The sequence below is a fragment of the Pseudomonas sp. G5(2012) genome (assembly GCF_000408945.1).
GTDB classification, from domain to species: domain Bacteria; phylum Pseudomonadota; class Gammaproteobacteria; order Pseudomonadales; family Pseudomonadaceae; genus Aquipseudomonas; species Aquipseudomonas umsongensis.
In genome coordinates this window covers 1-15828 of record NZ_APIO01000082.1, presented here as the reverse complement: position 1 = coordinate 15828, position 15828 = coordinate 1, and the positions used below count along the sequence as shown (strand labels likewise).

The 15828-nt window shown below is 59.5% G+C and carries 15 protein-coding genes; 9 read left to right on the top strand and 6 right to left on the bottom strand.

Annotation, left to right across the window (positions count from 1 at the left end):
* Positions 1-159: 159 nt before the first annotated feature.
* On the bottom strand, positions 160-327 hold the full coding sequence (locus tag PG5_RS34475) for a hypothetical protein (protein ID WP_020799531.1): 168 nt from the start codon (positions 325-327) through the stop codon (positions 160-162).
* Between PG5_RS34475 and icd the strand changes: the two genes are divergently transcribed.
* The gene (gene icd / locus PG5_RS22995; RefSeq protein WP_007951441.1) at positions 326-1582 is read left to right on the top strand and encodes an NADP-dependent isocitrate dehydrogenase; all 1257 of its coding nucleotides are present in this window, start codon (positions 326-328) and stop codon (positions 1580-1582) included. The genes PG5_RS34475 and icd overlap by 2 nt on opposite strands.
* Before the next feature lie 80 nt (positions 1583-1662).
* Here the strand turns inward: icd and cspD are convergent, their stop codons facing one another.
* Complete coding sequence (gene cspD, locus PG5_RS22990) at positions 1663-1929, bottom strand: cold shock domain-containing protein CspD (protein WP_020799530.1); 267 nt, start codon at positions 1927-1929, stop codon at positions 1663-1665.
* A gap of 224 nt (positions 1930-2153) precedes the next feature.
* Here cspD and clpS point away from each other — a divergent pair, with 224 nt between their 5' ends.
* Positions 2154-2537 (top strand): ATP-dependent Clp protease adapter ClpS, encoded by a 384-nt coding sequence (gene clpS / locus PG5_RS22985; RefSeq protein ID WP_020799529.1) that lies wholly within the window; start codon positions 2154-2156, stop codon positions 2535-2537.
* 30 nt (positions 2538-2567) lie between these two features.
* Positions 2568-4838 (top strand): ATP-dependent Clp protease ATP-binding subunit ClpA, encoded by a 2271-nt coding sequence (gene clpA / locus PG5_RS22980; protein ID WP_020799528.1) that lies wholly within the window; start codon positions 2568-2570, stop codon positions 4836-4838.
* Between the two features lie 223 nt (positions 4839-5061).
* Here the strand turns inward: clpA and infA are convergent, their stop codons facing one another.
* The 4 genes from infA to trxB all read right to left on the bottom strand — a co-directional run bounded on the left by infA (position 5062) and on the right by trxB (position 7856).
* A complete protein-coding gene (gene infA / locus PG5_RS22975) occupies positions 5062-5280 on the bottom strand; it encodes a translation initiation factor IF-1 (RefSeq protein ID WP_002553999.1) in 219 nt (72 codons plus the stop codon).
* Positions 5281-5391: 111 nt separating this feature from the next.
* Positions 5392-6099, bottom strand: a complete 708-nt coding sequence (locus tag PG5_RS22970) for an arginyltransferase (protein WP_020799527.1) — start codon at positions 6097-6099, stop codon at positions 5392-5394.
* 54 nt (positions 6100-6153) lie between these two features.
* Positions 6154-6834 carry a leucyl/phenylalanyl-tRNA--protein transferase gene (gene aat, locus PG5_RS22965; RefSeq protein WP_020799526.1) on the bottom strand — a complete coding sequence of 227 codons (681 nt, stop codon included), beginning with the start codon at positions 6832-6834 and terminating at the stop codon, positions 6154-6156.
* Positions 6835-6896: 62 nt separating this feature from the next.
* Positions 6897-7856, bottom strand: a complete 960-nt coding sequence (gene trxB / locus PG5_RS22960) for a thioredoxin-disulfide reductase (protein WP_020799525.1) — start codon at positions 7854-7856, stop codon at positions 6897-6899.
* Positions 7857-8161: 305 nt separating this feature from the next.
* Here trxB and PG5_RS22955 point away from each other — a divergent pair, with 305 nt between their 5' ends.
* The 6 genes from PG5_RS22955 (at position 8162) to cysG (ending at position 15800) form a co-directional block, all read left to right on the top strand.
* Positions 8162-10570, top strand: a complete 2409-nt coding sequence (locus PG5_RS22955) for a DNA translocase FtsK (RefSeq protein ID WP_033044215.1) — start codon at positions 8162-8164, stop codon at positions 10568-10570.
* 68 nt (positions 10571-10638) lie between these two features.
* Positions 10639-11262, top strand: coding sequence for an outer membrane lipoprotein chaperone LolA (gene lolA, locus PG5_RS22950; protein ID WP_008062032.1), 624 nt, complete (start codon positions 10639-10641; stop codon positions 11260-11262).
* 150 nt (positions 11263-11412) lie between these two features.
* A complete protein-coding gene (locus tag PG5_RS22945; RefSeq protein WP_020799522.1) occupies positions 11413-12735 on the top strand; it encodes a replication-associated recombination protein A in 1323 nt (440 codons plus the stop codon).
* Positions 12735-13109, top strand: coding sequence for a fluoride efflux transporter CrcB (crcB, locus tag PG5_RS22940; protein ID WP_020799521.1), 375 nt, complete (start codon positions 12735-12737; stop codon positions 13107-13109). The genes PG5_RS22945 and crcB overlap by 1 nt, the downstream gene beginning before the upstream one ends.
* Before the next feature lie 15 nt (positions 13110-13124).
* Positions 13125-14405 carry a serine--tRNA ligase gene (gene serS, locus PG5_RS22935; protein ID WP_020799520.1) on the top strand — a complete coding sequence of 427 codons (1281 nt, stop codon included), beginning with the start codon at positions 13125-13127 and terminating at the stop codon, positions 14403-14405.
* Positions 14406-15800, top strand: a complete 1395-nt coding sequence (cysG, locus tag PG5_RS22930) for a siroheme synthase CysG (protein ID WP_020799519.1) — start codon at positions 14406-14408, stop codon at positions 15798-15800.
* Positions 15801-15828 lie beyond the last annotated feature (28 nt).

Genomic DNA, 15828 nt, shown 5'->3' with positions numbered 1-15828 from the left:
TCATCGGGCGCAAACACTCGTCGTAGAGCTGTTCAGCCTGATGTGACCCTTTAGTCAGCGGCCGCATTATACATAGGTAGCTGGCAATCTGCCGATGGTTCATACACATCTGTTGTCGTCCATTGGTCTAAAGGTCGCAGGGACGAGCAGGGCGTATGGTCATTCTTCGTGCTTGAGATTGGCGTTTTTCCCTTTGCTTTCAGGCTTGTAGGTCGCGCGTTGAGCGGCTTTGCGGCAGATGAATGGAACATAGGGTTTGCGCGCCGATTTAACTGGGTTACGCTCGAACCAAGCCAGATGTTCAATCCAATCAATGGAGTTCAGCATGGGTTACAAGAAGATTCAGGTTCCAGCCGTCGGCGACAAAATCACCGTCAATGCAGACCATTCTCTCAATGTTCCTGATAATCCGATCATCCCGTTCATTGAAGGCGACGGCATTGGCGTTGACGTCAGCCCCGTCATGATCAAGGTTGTCGATGCTGCCGTGGAAAAGGCCTACGGGGGCAAGCGCAAGATTTCCTGGATGGAAGTCTATGCTGGCGAAAAGGCTACACAGGTCTACGACCAGGACACCTGGCTGCCCCAGGAAACCCTGGACGCCGTGAAAGACTACGTCGTTTCCATCAAGGGCCCGCTGACCACGCCGGTCGGTGGGGGTATCCGCTCCCTCAACGTTGCCCTGCGCCAGCAGCTGGACCTGTATGTGTGCCTGCGGCCAGTGGTGTGGTTCGAAGGTGTGCCAAGCCCGGTGAAAAAACCTGGCGACGTCGACATGGTGATCTTCCGCGAGAACTCCGAAGACATCTACGCCGGTATCGAGTGGAAGGCCGGCTCGCCCGAAGCCACCAAGGTCATCAAGTTCCTGAAAGAAGAAATGGGCGTCACCAAGATCCGTTTCGACCAGGACTGCGGCATCGGCATCAAGCCGGTGTCCAAGGAAGGCACCAAGCGCCTGGTGCGCAAGGCCCTGCAGTATGTGGTGGACAACGACCGCAAGTCGCTGACCATCGTGCACAAGGGCAACATCATGAAATTCACCGAAGGCGCCTTCAAGGACTGGGGCTATGAGGTGGCGAAGGAAGAATTCGGCGCCGAGCTGCTCGATGGCGGCCCGTGGATGAAATTCAAGAACCCGAAAACCGGCCGCGAAGTCGTGGTCAAGGACGCCATTGCCGACGCCATGCTCCAGCAGATCCTGCTGCGTCCAGCCGAATACGATGTGATTGCCACGCTGAACCTCAACGGTGACTACCTCTCCGACGCCCTGGCGGCGGAAGTGGGCGGTATCGGTATCGCGCCAGGCGCGAACCTGTCCGATACCGTGGCCATGTTCGAAGCCACCCACGGTACCGCGCCGAAATATGCCGGCAAGGACCAGGTCAACCCGGGTTCGGTGATCCTTTCGGCCGAAATGATGCTGCGTCACCTGGGCTGGACCGAGGCGGCGGACCTGATCATCAAGGGCACCAACGGTGCGATCAAGGCCAAGACCGTGACCTATGACTTCGAGCGCCTGATGGAAGGTGCGACGCTGGTTTCGTCTTCCGGGTTCGGTGAAGCGCTGATCAAGCACATGTAAGCAAACGACAGGCATACAAAAACCGCCCGATTCAATTGATTGAGTCGGGCGGTTTTTTATGACTGGATGACGGTGCGGCGTTAAACCGTCACGGTCTGTTGCGTGGCAGGGGTTGAGGTTTTCGAAGCATCTACAGGGTTGCCGATGTTCACGGCATGCAGACCTTTGGGGCCCTGGATGATTTCGAATACGACAGCCTGGCCGGCCTTCAGGGTTTTATAACCATCCATTTGGATAGCCGAGTAGTGAGCGAACAAGTCTTCTGTCTTGCCGTCCTCGTTGATGAAGCCGTAACCCTTGGCGTTGTTGAACCATTTCACCTTGCCGCTGACCTTGACACCTGACATACCAACTCCCTCTGCAACAGACTCCATCACTGGAGTATCATCCAGTACATCCGCAGTCACTTTTTAGGAAAAAAGTTGACTCCGCGGACCTTTTTTACCCACTGTGGGCTCTATTGGTTGTAACACCGTTTTGCCGATAGTCAAGGTGACCAGGCAGTCGGAGTTGAAATCGCCCAAGACCGCCCCCACCACTGTATTTGCACAACTGACGAACCTTTCTTTCCATGCATGCAATCAGCCAGATTCGACTAACATTCAATCAGGATCGCCCGACTCTCCAGAAAGATCGCCCGGAGGAACACGACGACGATTCCGCAGGCATTGCTGTTCAGGAGGCCAAGCCTGCGTTACAGGCGCCGCCGATGTACAAGGTGGTTTTGTTTAATGATGACTACACACCGATGGATTTCGTCGTCGAAGTGCTCGAGGTGTTTTTTAACCTGAATCGCGAGCTGGCGACCAAGGTCATGCTGGCCGTCCATACAGAAGGGCGGGCAGTATGTGGAGTGTTTACCCGCGACATCGCCGAGACAAAGGCCATGCAGGTCAACCAGTACGCCAGGGAAAGCCAGCATCCGCTACTCTGTGAAATCGAGAAGGACGGTTAATCGCCGACCACTTGGGTATGAGGTGAAGCTATGTTAAACCGCGAGCTCGAAGTCACCCTCAATCTTGCCTTCAAGGAGGCTCGTTCGAAGCGTCATGAATTCATGACCGTCGAACATCTCCTGCTGGCCCTATTGGACAATGAGGCTGCCGCCACCGTTTTGCGTGCGTGCGGCGCGAACCTCGACAAACTCAAGCATGACCTGCAGGAGTTCATCGACTCCACCACGCCATTGATCCCCGTGCATGACGAGGATCGTGAAACCCAGCCAACCCTGGGCTTCCAGCGTGTACTGCAACGTGCTGTGTTTCACGTACAGAGCTCGGGCAAACGCGAAGTGACTGGCGCCAACGTGCTGGTCGCGATCTTCAGTGAGCAAGAGAGTCAGGCAGTGTTCCTGCTGAAACAGCAGAGCGTTGCCCGTATCGATGTCGTCAACTACATCGCCCACGGTATCTCCAAGGTGCCAGGGCATGGCGATCACTCTGAGGGTGAGCAAGATATGCAGGACGACGAGGGCGGTGAGTCTTCATCTTCAGGCAATCCACTGGATGCTTATGCCAGCAACCTTAATGAACTCGCGCGCCAGGGTCGAATCGATCCATTGGTAGGCCGTGAGCTGGAAGTCGAGCGCGTCGCCCAGATCCTGGCGCGTCGTCGCAAGAACAATCCGTTGCTGGTGGGCGAGGCAGGCGTGGGTAAGACCGCGATTGCCGAAGGCCTGGCCAAGCGCATTGTCGACAACCAGGTGCCGGACCTGTTGGCCAACAGCGTAGTTTACTCCCTGGACCTGGGCGCATTGCTGGCCGGGACCAAATACCGCGGCGATTTCGAGAAGCGCTTCAAGGCGTTGCTCAATGAGCTGAAAAAACGTCCGCAGGCGATCCTGTTCATCGACGAAATCCACACCATCATCGGTGCGGGTGCTGCGTCCGGTGGCGTCATGGATGCCTCGAACCTGCTCAAGCCGCTGCTGTCGTCCGGTGATATCCGGTGCATCGGTTCGACCACGTTCCAGGAATTCCGCGGCATCTTCGAGAAGGATCGTGCACTGGCTCGGCGCTTCCAGAAGGTTGACGTGTCGGAGCCTTCGGTGGAAGACACCATCGGTATCCTGCGCGGCCTGAAAGGGCGTTTCGAGACCCATCACAATATCGAATACAGTGATGAGGCCCTGCGCGCCGCTGCCGAACTGGCTTCGCGCTACATCAATGACCGGCACATGCCGGACAAGGCCATCGACGTCATCGACGAGGCGGGTGCCTTCCAGCGCCTGCAGCCGGTGGAAAAACGGGTGAAACGCATCGAAGTGCCTCAAGTCGAGGACATCGTCGCGAAAATCGCGCGGATTCCACCAAAACACGTCACCAGTTCCGATAAAGAGCTGCTGCGTAACCTTGAGCGTGACCTGAAGCTGACGGTGTTTGGCCAGGATGCGGCGATCGATTCGCTGGCGACCGCGATCAAGCTGTCCCGTGCCGGCCTCAAGTCGCCTGACAAACCCGTCGGTTCGTTCCTGTTCGCAGGGCCTACCGGTGTCGGTAAAACCGAAGCGGCACGGCAGTTGGCCAAGGCGCTGGGGGTCGAGCTGATTCGTTTCGACATGTCCGAGTACATGGAGCGCCACACCGTATCGCGCCTGATCGGTGCACCTCCAGGCTATGTCGGGTTCGATCAGGGCGGTCTGCTGACCGAAGCCATCACCAAGCAACCCCATTGCGTGTTGTTGCTCGATGAAATCGAGAAGGCGCATCCGGAAGTCTTCAACCTGCTGCTGCAGGTCATGGATCACGGAACGCTGACCGATAACAACGGGCGCAAGGCGGATTTCCGTAACGTGATCGTCATCATGACGACCAACGCCGGTGCCGAAACTGCAGCCCGCGCTTCGATCGGTTTCACCCATCAGGACCACTCGTCCGATGCGATGGAAGTGATCAAGAAGAGCTTCACGCCAGAGTTCCGCAACCGCCTGGACACCATCATCCAGTTTGGTCGCCTCAGTCATGAGGTTATCAAGAGCGTGGTGGACAAGTTCCTTACCGAACTTCAGGCGCAGCTGGAAGACAAGCGCGTACAGCTGGAAGTGACCGACGCTGCACGAGGCTGGCTGGCGGCAAGCGGCTACGACACGGCAATGGGTGCTCGCCCGATGGCGCGTTTGATCCAGGACAAGATCAAGCGTCCGCTGGCGGAAGAGATTCTGTTTGGCGAACTGGCCGACCATGGTGGCGTGGTTCATATCGATCTGAAGGACGGCGAGCTGACCTTCGACTTCGAGACCACGGCCGAAATGGCCTGACGTTCAGAAGCAAAAACAAAAAGGCGCCGAGAGGCGCCTTTTTGCTGTCTGCTGATGATGATCACGCTCTGCGTGGGAATGCAGCCCGGGACGCTCCGCGTCCCAAATCAAAAGCCGAACGCGGAGCGTCCGTTGAGGAATTCCCACGCAGAGCGTGGGAACGATCAGCATCCCAGGCAAACAAAAACGCCCGGCATAAGCCGGGCGTCTTGTATTGACCTGATTAGCGAGCGCGGTAAGTGATGCGCCCTTTGCTCAAGTCATAGGGCGTCAGCTCGACGCGCACTTTGTCACCGGTAAGAATACGAATGTAGTTCTTGCGCATCTTGCCGGAGATATGCGCGGTTACGACGTGCCCATTTTCCAACTCCACACGAAACATGGTGTTGGGCAGGGTGTCGACGACAGTGCCTTCCATTTCGAAGCTGTCTTCTTTCGACATGCAGTAAAGCCCTCGGTGTCCAATGAATGGCCCGGTGCAACTGCGCCAGGCAAAAGCGGCGTGCATTGTGCCCGAAAAATGGTGTTTAAGCCAAGGGGTTTAGGGCTTGCTCTAGTTCAGAACGACCCAGCGCTGGTTTATCAGCAGTTCGATGGGGCGATACTGGGTCTTGTAGCTCATTTTTTTGCAGTTCTTGATCCAGTAGCCCAGGTAAACTGCGTCCAGCCCCAGGCGCCGGGCTTCGGCGATTTGCCACAGTATCGCGTAGCGCCCCAGGCTGCGGCGCTCTTCGCCGGGCTCATAGAAGGTGTAGACCGCCGACAGACCGTTCGGCAGAAGGTCGGTGACGGCGATGGCCAGTAGACGACCCTGGAGGCGAAATTCGTAGAACCGCGAAAAAGGCAGGTCGCGAACCAGAAAGGTCGAGAACTGATCGCGGCTGGGCGGGTACATGTCGCCATCGGCATGGCGTTCTTCGATGTAGCGCTGATAAAGATCGAAATATTCTTCGCTGAAACCTGGCTTGGCGGGGCGGACCTGCAAGTCGGCGTTGCGTTTGAAAATGCGTTTTTGCTGACGATTGGGCGTGAATTGCCCTACCGGAATGCGTGCCGGTACGCACGCATTGCAATTCTGGCAATGGGGGCGATACAGGTGGTCGCCACTGCGCCGAAAACCCATCTCGGAAAGATCTGCATACACGTGCACATCCATGGGCTGGCTAGGGTCGAGAAACAGGGTGGTGGCCTGCTCCTCGGGCAGATAGCTGCAGGAGTGGGGTTGAGTGGCATAAAACTTCAAACGCGCCAACTCGGTCATGATCAACCCTCGGAAAGCTTTTGGATAAGTGTAAGCCACGCGGGCCAAAGTCGCTCAGCAAACCCAGGTTGCACGATTGGGCTGATCCAGGTGCCGCGCCAGGTAATCGGCAAACACCCGGCGCGGAATCGCTCGCGCACCCAGGCTATGCAAATGATCGGTGGGCATCTGGCAATCGATGAGCACGAAACCCGAGTCTTTCAGATGTCGTACCAGTGTGGCAAAGCCAAATTTCGACGCGTTGTCGGCCAGGCTGAACATGGATTCGCCGAAAAACAGCTGGCCCATCGCCAGTCCATATAGCCCGCCCACCAGTTGATCCTGGTCCCAGACCTCCACCGAATGCGCATGGCCGCGTTTGTGCAGTTCGATGTAGGCGTCCTGCATGGCTTCGGTGATCCAGGTGCCGTCCGCATATTCCCGGGGGGCGGCGCAGGCGCGTATGACCGCGGCAAAATCCTGGTCGAAGGTCACTTGGTAGCGTTGTTGGCGCAGCAGTTTGTTCAGGCTGCGGGACACGTGCAGTTCATCGGGAAACAGCACGGTGCGAGGGTCCGGCGACCACCAGAGGATCGGCTGGCCTTCGGAAAACCAGGGGAAGCAGCCATGGCGGTAGGCCTGGATCAGTCGATCGGCGGACAGGTCGCCACCGGCCGCCAGCAATCCATTGGGATCGCGCATGGCCTTTTCCAGGGCCGGGAACGTCAGGGTGTTGCGTTGTAACCAGGTCAGCATGGCATCAGGGCTTACAGAAGGGGAGGGCGATGGCGGGCGTAAGCCCGCCGTGAAGTTTGCCGTCAAACAGTGGGAATGTCGTCGAGGTATTTTTCTGCGTCCAGGGCGGCCATGCAGCCGGCGCCCGCAGAGGTGACGGCCTGGCGATAGACGTGATCGGCGACGTCACCCGCGGCAAACACCCCTTCGATGGCGGTTGCCGTCGCATTGCCTTCGCTGCCACCGTTGACCAGCAGATAGCCGTCACGCATTTCCAGCTGGCCGGCGAACAGGTCGGTATTGGGCTTGTGGCCGATGGCGATGAACACGCCGGTCAGGGGCAGCTCAGTGATTGCGCCGGTATGACTGTCGCGCAGGCGCGCACCGGTCACGCCGCTGGCGTCGCCCAGCACTTCGTCCAGATTCTGGTTCCAGTGCAGGCGAATATTGCCCTTGGCGGCTTTTTCAAAGAGTTTGTCCTGAAGAATTTTTTCCGAGCGCAACTTGTCGCGACGGTGAATCAGATGGACTTCCCGGGCAATGTTCGACAGATAAAGCGCTTCTTCAACGGCGGTATTACCGCCGCCCACCACCGCGACCACCTGGTTGCGATAGAAGAAGCCGTCGCAGGTGGCGCAGGCTGAAACCCCTTTGCCGGCAAATGTCTCTTCCGAAGGCAAGCCCAGATACTGGGCCGAGGCTCCCGTGGCGATAATCAGTGCGTCGCAGGTATAAGTGCCGCTGTCACCGATAAGTTCGAAGGGGCGCTGCTGCAACTTGGCGGTATGGATGTGGTCGTAAACGATCTCGGTGGCAAAGCGCTCGGCGTGTTTTTGCATGCGCTCCATCAAGACCGGGCCAGTCAGGCCTTCGACATCGCCTGGCCAGTTATCGACTTCCACGGTGGTAGTGAGCTGGCCACCTGCCTGTATGCCGGTAATCACAACGGGCTTGAGGTTGGCGCGAGCGGCATACACGGCTGCGCTGTAACCCGCGGGGCCGGATCCCAGGATGATCAGGCGGGAATGCTTCGCTACGCTCATAAAAACACCTCATAAGCCTTTGTCACAAAAGAGAATGCGTGCTCAAATTGAGTCGCACGTAATGTGCTGTTGACTATGCTACACCCAAGAGTTGCCAGCATGGCATCGGACGTACAAACCCGTACAATGCCTGGCTATAACAGTGTTTGTAACAAAATCGGCATCGCATTTCGTGTTTATGAAAACCGATGCGCAGTGTTAAAAGTAGTCCCGGTTACGCCTGTTAACTTTTTTACCTGCCTGGATTGGGCAGTTTTATAGTCATTCAACAGATGGACGCGCCGTTGGCGCAGGAAAAACAGGTTTTGAAGAAATCCACCGCAGCACCCAAAACAGTTGTTCCACTCTGGCGTCAGCACCTGCACTACCGCCTCAAGGAAGGTGCATTGATCGCCATCGGTGCGTTGTGCCTGTTCCTGATGATGGCCTTGCTGACCTATGGCAAGGACGATCCGGGCTGGAGCCACAACAGCAAGATCGAGGACGTTCAAAACTTCGGCGGCCCGGCGGGTTCCTACAGCGCCGATATCCTGTTCATGGTGCTGGGTTACTTTGCCTATATCTTCCCGTTATTGCTGGCGATCAAGGCCTATCAGATCTTCCGCCAACGCCACGAGCCATGGGAGTGGAGCGGCTGGCTGTTCTCCTGGCGCCTGATCGGCCTGGTGTTCCTGGTGCTGTCCGGTGCCGCGCTGGCGCATATTCATTTCCATGCCGCGACCGGTCTGCCGGCTGGCGCTGGGGGAGCGCTGGGCGAGAGCCTTGGCGACCTGGCGAAGAACGCGCTGAACATCCAGGGCAGCACGCTGCTGTTCATCGCCTTGTTCCTGTTCGGTCTCACGGTATTCACCGACCTGTCATGGTTCAAGGTGATGGACGTTACCGGCAAGATCACCCTCGACCTGTTCGAGCTGTTCCAGGGTGCCGCCAATCGCTGGTGGGCAGCCCGTACCGAGCGCAAGCAACTGGTGGCGCAGCTGCGTGAAGTCGATGAGCGCGTGCACGACGTGGTCGCGCCAACCGTCACCGACAAGCGCGAACAGGCCAAGGTCAAGGAACGCCTGATCGAGCGCGAGCAGGCCCTGAGCAAGCACATGTCCGAGCGCGAGAAGCAGGTGCCACCGGTGATTGCCCCCGCGCCACCCAAGCCGCCAGCGCCGAGCAAGCGCGTCGAAAAAGAAAAGCAGGCGCCGTTGTTCGTCGACAGCGCCGTGGAGGGCACCTTGCCGCCGATCTCGATTCTCGACCCGGCGGAAAAGAAACAACTCAATTACTCGCCCGAGTCCCTGGCGGCCGTCGGCCACCTGCTGGAAATCAAGCTCAAGGAATTCGGCGTCGAAGTCAACGTGGATTCGATCCACCCGGGTCCGGTGATTACCCGTTACGAGATCCAGCCAGCGGCCGGGGTCAAGGTCAGCCGTATCTCCAACCTGGCGAAAGACCTGGCGCGTTCCCTGGCCGTGACCAGCGTGCGTGTGGTGGAAGTGATTCCGGGCAAGACCACGGTCGGTATCGAGATTCCCAACGAAGACCGGCAGATCGTGCGCTTCTCTGAAGTGCTGTCGACCCCCGAGTACGACAACTTCAAGTCCCCGGTCACCCTGGCCCTGGGCCATGACATCGGCGGCAAGCCGGTGATCACCGACCTGGCGAAGATGCCGCACCTGTTGGTGGCCGGTACGACCGGTTCCGGTAAGTCGGTGGGGGTGAACGCGATGATCCTGTCGATCCTGTTCAAGTCTGGCCCGGAAGACGCCAAGCTGATCATGATCGACCCGAAAATGCTCGAACTGTCGATCTACGAAGGCATTCCGCACCTGCTGTGCCCGGTGGTTACCGACATGAAGGACGCCGCCAACGCCTTGCGCTGGAGCGTCGCCGAGATGGAACGGCGCTACAAGCTGATGGCGAAGATGGGCGTGCGTAACCTGTCCGGCTTCAACGCCAAGGTCAAGGAGGCGCAGGACGCCGGCGAGCCATTGAGCGACCCGTTGTACAAGCGCGAAAGCATCCACGACGAAGCGCCGCTGTTGCAGAAACTGCCGACCATCGTCGTGGTGGTCGACGAATTCGCCGACATGATGATGATCGTCGGCAAGAAGGTCGAAGAACTGATCGCGCGTATCGCCCAAAAGGCGCGGGCGGCAGGTATCCACTTGATCCTTGCGACCCAGCGTCCGTCGGTGGACGTGATCACCGGCCTGATCAAGGCCAACATCCCCACGCGCATGGCGTTCCAGGTGTCGAGCAAGATCGACTCGCGGACCATCATCGACCAGGGCGGCGCCGAGCAATTGCTGGGTCACGGTGACATGTTGTACATGCCACCGGGTACCAGCCTGCCGATCCGGGTTCACGGTGCGTTCGTTTCCGACGATGAGGTTCACCGCGTGGTCGAGGCCTGGAAACTGCGCGGCGCGCCGGAATACAACGACGACATCCTCAACGGTGTCGAAGAGGCCGGCAGCGGCTTTGAAGGCAGCAGCGGTGGCGGCGACGGCGATGATCCCGAGGCCGACGCGCTGTATGACGAAGCAGTGCAGTTCGTCCTGGAAAGCCGTCGCGCGTCCATCTCCGCGGTACAGCGTAAGCTGAAGATCGGCTACAACCGCGCCGCGCGCATGATCGAAGCCATGGAAATGGCCGGGGTCGTGACGTCCATGAACACCAACGGTTCGCGTGAAGTCCTGGCCCCTGGCCCGGTACGCGACTGACCCGATACTGAAAAGGGGTGGCGCCCCAAGGCGCTGCCCGCACTCCCACGAATGTTATGAGGACTCCCATGCGTCTGATCCGCATGCTGTTGCTGCCGGTACTGGCTTTGAGCACGCTCTCGGCCCACGCCGATGACAAGGACGTGGCACGCCTGACCCAATTGCTGGAAAAATCCCAGACCCTGACCGCGCGCTTCTCCCAACTGACCCTGGATGGCACCGGTACCCAATTGCAGGAAACTGCCGGCGAGATGTCGCTGCAGCGCCCTGGCCTGTTCTATTGGCACACCAATGCGCCTGCCGAGCAGACCATGGTCTCCGACGGTAAAAAGGTCACCCTGTGGGACCCGGACCTGGAACAGGCCACCATCAAGAATCTCGATCAACGCCTGACCCAGACGCCAGCGCTGCTGCTGTCCGGTGACGTGTCGAAGATCAGCCAGAGCTTCGATATCAGCGCCAAGGAAGCCGGTGGCGTGATCGACTTCACCTTGAAGCCCAAGACCAAGGACACCCTGTTCGACAGCCTGCGCCTGTCGTTCCGCAATGGCCTGGTCAATGACATGCAACTGATCGACAGTGTCGGCCAGCGCACCAATATCCTGTTCACCGGGGTGAAGGCTAACGAGCCGATCCCGGCATCGAAGTTCAAGTTCGACATTCCCAAGGGTGCCGATGTAATCCAGGAATAAAACGCGAAACCCCTGTAGGAGCGAGCATGCTCGCGATGAACTCAAGGACACCGTTGGGTGTCAGGTTGCCAGCGTTATCGTTGACGACCATCGCGAGCATGCTCGCTCCTACAGTGGGGACGGTGTTCAATTGAGGTTTCGGAAATAGTGATGGACCTGTTTCGCAGCACCCCGATCGCCCAACCCTTGGCCGCCCGCTTGCGCGCGACCAACCTGGACGAGTACGTCGGTCAGGAACACGTGCTCGCTCGCGGCAAGCCCTTGCGCGAAGCGTTGGAGCAGGGTGCCCTGCATTCGATGATTTTCTGGGGACCGCCAGGCGTAGGCAAGACCACCCTGGCGCGATTGCTCGCGGAAGTATCGGAGGCGCATTTCGAAACGGTGTCGGCAGTGCTCGCCGGCGTGAAGGAGATTCGCCAGGCGGTGGAAATCGCCAAGCAGCAGGCCGCGCAGTACGGCCGACGCACGATCCTGTTCGTCGACGAAGTGCACCGCTTCAACAAGTCCCAGCAGGATGCGTTCCTGCCGTATGTTGAAGACGGCACCCTAATTTTTATCGGCGCGACCACGGAAAACCCCTCGTTCGAACTCAACAACGCCTTGCTGTCGCGCGCACGAGTCTATGTGCTCAAGAGCCTCGACGAAGCCGCCTTGCGCAAACTGGTGCACCGCGCGCTGACCGAAGAGCGTGGCCTGGGCAAGCGCAACCTGACCCTCAGCGATGAGGGCTTCCAGATGCTGTTGTCGGCCGCCGATGGCGATGGCCGGCGCTTGCTCAATCTGCTGGAAAACGCCTCGGACCTGGCCGAAGACAACAGCGAGATCGGCATCGATCTGCTGCAAAGCCTGCTCGGTGATACCCGCCGGCGCTTCGACAAGGGTGGCGAAGCGTTCTACGACCAGATCTCCGCGCTGCACAAATCCGTGCGTGGTTCCAACCCCGACGGCGCGTTGTACTGGTTCGCGCGCATGATCGATGGCGGTTGCGATCCGTTGTACCTGGCCCGGCGCGTGGTGCGCATGGCCAGCGAAGATATCGGCAATGCCGACCCGCGTGCGCTTAGCCTGTGCCTGGCGGCGTGGGAAGTGCAGGAGCGCCTCGGTAGCCCCGAAGGCGAGCTGGCGGTCGCGCAGGCCATTACTTATCTGGCGTGCGCGCCGAAAAGCAACGCGGTGTACATGGGCTTCAAGACCGCGCTACGTGCCGCCGCCGAGCATGGCTCGCTGGAAGTGCCGCTGCACCTGCGCAATGCGCCGACCAAGCTGATGAAGCAGCTCGGTTATGGCGACGAATACCGTTATGCCCACGACGAACCTGATGCCTACGCCGCCGGAGAAGACTATTTCCCGGAAGAACTTGACCCGATCCCGTTTTACCAGCCAGTGCCCCGTGGCCTGGAGCTGAAGATTGGCGAAAAGCTCAATCACCTGGCGAAACTAGACCGATTAAGCCCCCGGCAGCGGAGAAAATAGTGCTCCCCTTGATCCTTGCGGTTTCCGCCGGCGGTGTAGCCGGCACCTTGTTACGCTTTGCCACGGGCAACTGGATCAACGCTAATTGGCCGCGGCACTTCTATACCGCGACGCTGGCCGTTAATATCGTCGGCTGTTTGCTGATCGGCGTTTTATACGGTCTGTTTTTGCTACGCCCGGAGGTGCCCATCGAGGTGCGTGCCGGGTTGATCATCGGCTTCCTCGGGGGGCTGACGACTTTTTCATCCTTTTCACTGGATACGGTGCGCCTGCTGGAAAGCGGGCAGGTGCCGCTAGCCCTGGGCTATGCTGCCATCAGCGTATTCGGCGGGCTGCTCGCCACCTGGGCTGGCCTGTCCTTGACCAAACTTTGATAACGAGAGACCGACATGCTCGATTCCAAACTGTTACGTAGCAACCTTCAGGACGTAGCGGACCGCCTGGCATCCCGTGGCTTTACCCTGGATGTCGCGCGCATCGAAGCGCTGGAAGAACAGCGCAAGACCGTCCAGACCCGCACCGAAGCACTGCAGGCTGAACGTAACGCGCGCTCCAAATCCATCGGTCAGGCCAAGCAGCGCGGCGAAGACATCGCCCCGTTGATGGCCGACGTCGAGCGCATGGCGGGCGAGTTGAGTGCCGGTAAATCCGAACTGGACTCGATCCAGACCGAGCTGGACTCGATCGTGCTCGGCATTCCCAACTTGCCACACGAATCGGTGCCGATTGGCGACGACGAAGACGGCAACGTCGAAGTGCGCCGCTGGGGCACGCCGACCGCGTTCGATTTCCCGGTACAGGACCACGTCGCCCTGGGCGAAAAATTCGGCTGGCTCGACTTCGAGACCGCTGCCAAGCTGTCCGGCGCTCGTTTCGCCCTGCTGCGCGGCCCGATCGCGCGCCTGCACCGCGCCCTGGCGCAGTTCATGATCAACCTGCACGTTACCGAGCACGGCTACGAAGAGGCCTACACGCCTTATCTGGTCCAGGCTCCGGCGCTGCAGGGCACTGGTCAACTGCCGAAGTTCGAAGAAGATCTGTTCAAGATCGCGCGCGAAGGCGAAGCCGACCTGTACCTGATCCCGACCGCCGAAGTGTCGCTGACCAACATTGTCGCCGGCGAAATCGTCGATTCGAAACTGCTGCCGATCAAGTTCGTTGCCCACACGCCGTGCTTCCGCAGTGAAGCCGGTGCGTCGGGTCGCGATACCCGCGGCATGATCCGCCAGCATCAGTTCGACAAGGTCGAGATGGTCCAGATCGTCGAACCGTCGACTTCGATGGAAGCGCTTGAGGGCCTGACCGCCAACGCCGAGAAAGTCCTGCAACTGCTGGAGTTGCCTTACCGCACCATCGCGCTGTGCACCGGCGACATGGGCTTCAGCGCGGTCAAGACCTACGACCTGGAAGTGTGGATTCCGAGCCAGGACAAATACCGTGAAATCTCGTCGTGCTCCAACTGCGGCGATTTCCAGGCCCGTCGTATGCAAGCGCGTTTCCGTAACCCGGAAACCGGCAAGCCGGAACTGGTACACACTCTGAACGGTTCCGGCCTGGCGGTCGGTCGTACCCTGGTGGCGGTGCTGGAAAACTACCAGCAGGCCGACGGTTCGATCCGTGTGCCTGAGGTGCTCAAGCCGTACATGGGTGGCCTTGAGGTCATCGGCTAAATGAACTATCTGCCGCTGTTCCATAACCTTCGCGGCAGTCGTGTGTTGGTCGTCGGCGGGGGGGAAATTGCCTTGCGCAAATCCCGCCTGCTGGCCGATGCCGGTGCGCTGCTGCGGGTGGTCGCACCTGAAATCGAAACCCAGTTGCGCGAGCTGGTCAGCGCCAGCGCTGGCGAGTGCCTGACGCGCGGTTACCTCGAGTCGGACCTGGACGGTTGTGCGCTGATCATTGCGGCCACCGACGACGAAACGCTCAATGCACAGGTGTCTGCCGATGCCCATCGGCGTTGCGTGCCGGTCAATGTGGTGGACGCGCCGGCCTTGTGCAGCGTGATCTTCCCGGCCATTGTCGACCGTTCGCCGCTGATCATTGCCGTGTCCAGCGGTGGCGACGCGCCGGTGCTGGCGCGATTGATCCGCGCCAAGATCGAAACCTGGATTCCTTCGACCTATGGTCAACTGGCTGGTCTGGCGGCACGTTTCCGTCACCAGGTGAAAAAACTGTTCCCGGACGTGCAGCAACGTCGTGCGTTCTGGGAAGACGTGTTCCAGGGTCCGATTGCCGACCGGCAACTGGCCGGGCAGGGCGGGGAAGCCGAGCGATTGCTGCAGGCGAAGATTGCTGGAGAGGCGCCGGTAGCCACCGGTGAGGTGTATCTGGTGGGCGCCGGTCCCGGTGATCCGGACCTGCTGACGTTCCGCGCCTTGCGCCTGATGCAGCAAGCCGACGTGGTGTTGTACGACCGCTTGGTGGCACCAGCGATTATCGAGTTGTGCCGTCGTGATGCCGAGCGCGTGTATGTCGGCAAGCGCCGCGCCGATCACGCCGTGCCGCAGGACCAGATCAACCAGCAACTGGTCGACCTGGCGAAGCAAGGCAAGCGTGTGGTGCGGTTGAAGGGCGGCGATCCGTTCATCTTCGGGCGTGGCGGTGAAGAGATCGAAGAATTGGCGGCCCATGGCATCCCGTTCCAGGTCGTACCGGGCATCACGGCGGCCAGCGGTTGTGCTGCTTATGCCGGGATTCCGCTGACACACCGCGATTACGCGCAGTCGGTGCGGTTCATTACCGGTCACCTGAAGGACGGCTCCACCGATCTGCCGTGGGCCGACTTGGTCGCGCCAGCGCAAACACTGGTGTTCTACATGGGACTGGTGGGCTTGCCGAGCATCTGTGAGCAGTTGATCAAGCACGGTCGCGGGGCGGATACCCCGGCGGCGTTGATCCAGCAGGGCACTACGGTCAATCAGCGGGTGTTTACCGGCACTCTGGCGGACCTGCCACGGCTGGTGGCGGAGCATGAAGTGCATGCGCCGACGCTGGTGATCGTGGGAGAAGTGGTGCAACTGCGCGAGAAACTGGCGTGGTTTGAAGGGGCTCAGGCGCAAGTCTGAATCTCTGCAACCGATCGTTCCCACGCTC

Coding starts and splice junctions, on each gene's coding strand:
- icd (WP_007951441.1), top strand. CDS start 326: ATGGGTTACAAGAAGATTCAGGTTCCAGCCGTCGGCGACAAAATCACC.
- PG5_RS34475 (WP_020799531.1), bottom strand. CDS start 327: ATGCTGAACTCCATTGATTGGATTGAACATCTGGCTTGGTTCGAGCGT.
- cspD (WP_020799530.1), bottom strand. CDS start 1,929: ATGTCAGGTGTCAAGGTCAGCGGCAAGGTGAAATGGTTCAACAACGCC.
- clpS (WP_020799529.1), top strand. CDS start 2,154: ATGCATGCAATCAGCCAGATTCGACTAACATTCAATCAGGATCGCCCG.
- clpA (WP_020799528.1), top strand. CDS start 2,568: ATGTTAAACCGCGAGCTCGAAGTCACCCTCAATCTTGCCTTCAAGGAG.
- infA (WP_002553999.1), bottom strand. CDS start 5,280: ATGTCGAAAGAAGACAGCTTCGAAATGGAAGGCACTGTCGTCGACACC.
- PG5_RS22970 (WP_020799527.1), bottom strand. CDS start 6,099: ATGACCGAGTTGGCGCGTTTGAAGTTTTATGCCACTCAACCCCACTCC.
- aat (WP_020799526.1), bottom strand. CDS start 6,834: ATGCTGACCTGGTTACAACGCAACACCCTGACGTTCCCGGCCCTGGAA.
- trxB (WP_020799525.1), bottom strand. CDS start 7,856: ATGAGCGTAGCGAAGCATTCCCGCCTGATCATCCTGGGATCCGGCCCC.
- lolA (WP_008062032.1), top strand. CDS start 10,639: ATGCGTCTGATCCGCATGCTGTTGCTGCCGGTACTGGCTTTGAGCACG.
- PG5_RS22945 (WP_020799522.1), top strand. CDS start 11,413: ATGGACCTGTTTCGCAGCACCCCGATCGCCCAACCCTTGGCCGCCCGC.
- serS (WP_020799520.1), top strand. CDS start 13,125: ATGCTCGATTCCAAACTGTTACGTAGCAACCTTCAGGACGTAGCGGAC.
- cysG (WP_020799519.1), top strand. CDS start 14,406: ATGAACTATCTGCCGCTGTTCCATAACCTTCGCGGCAGTCGTGTGTTG.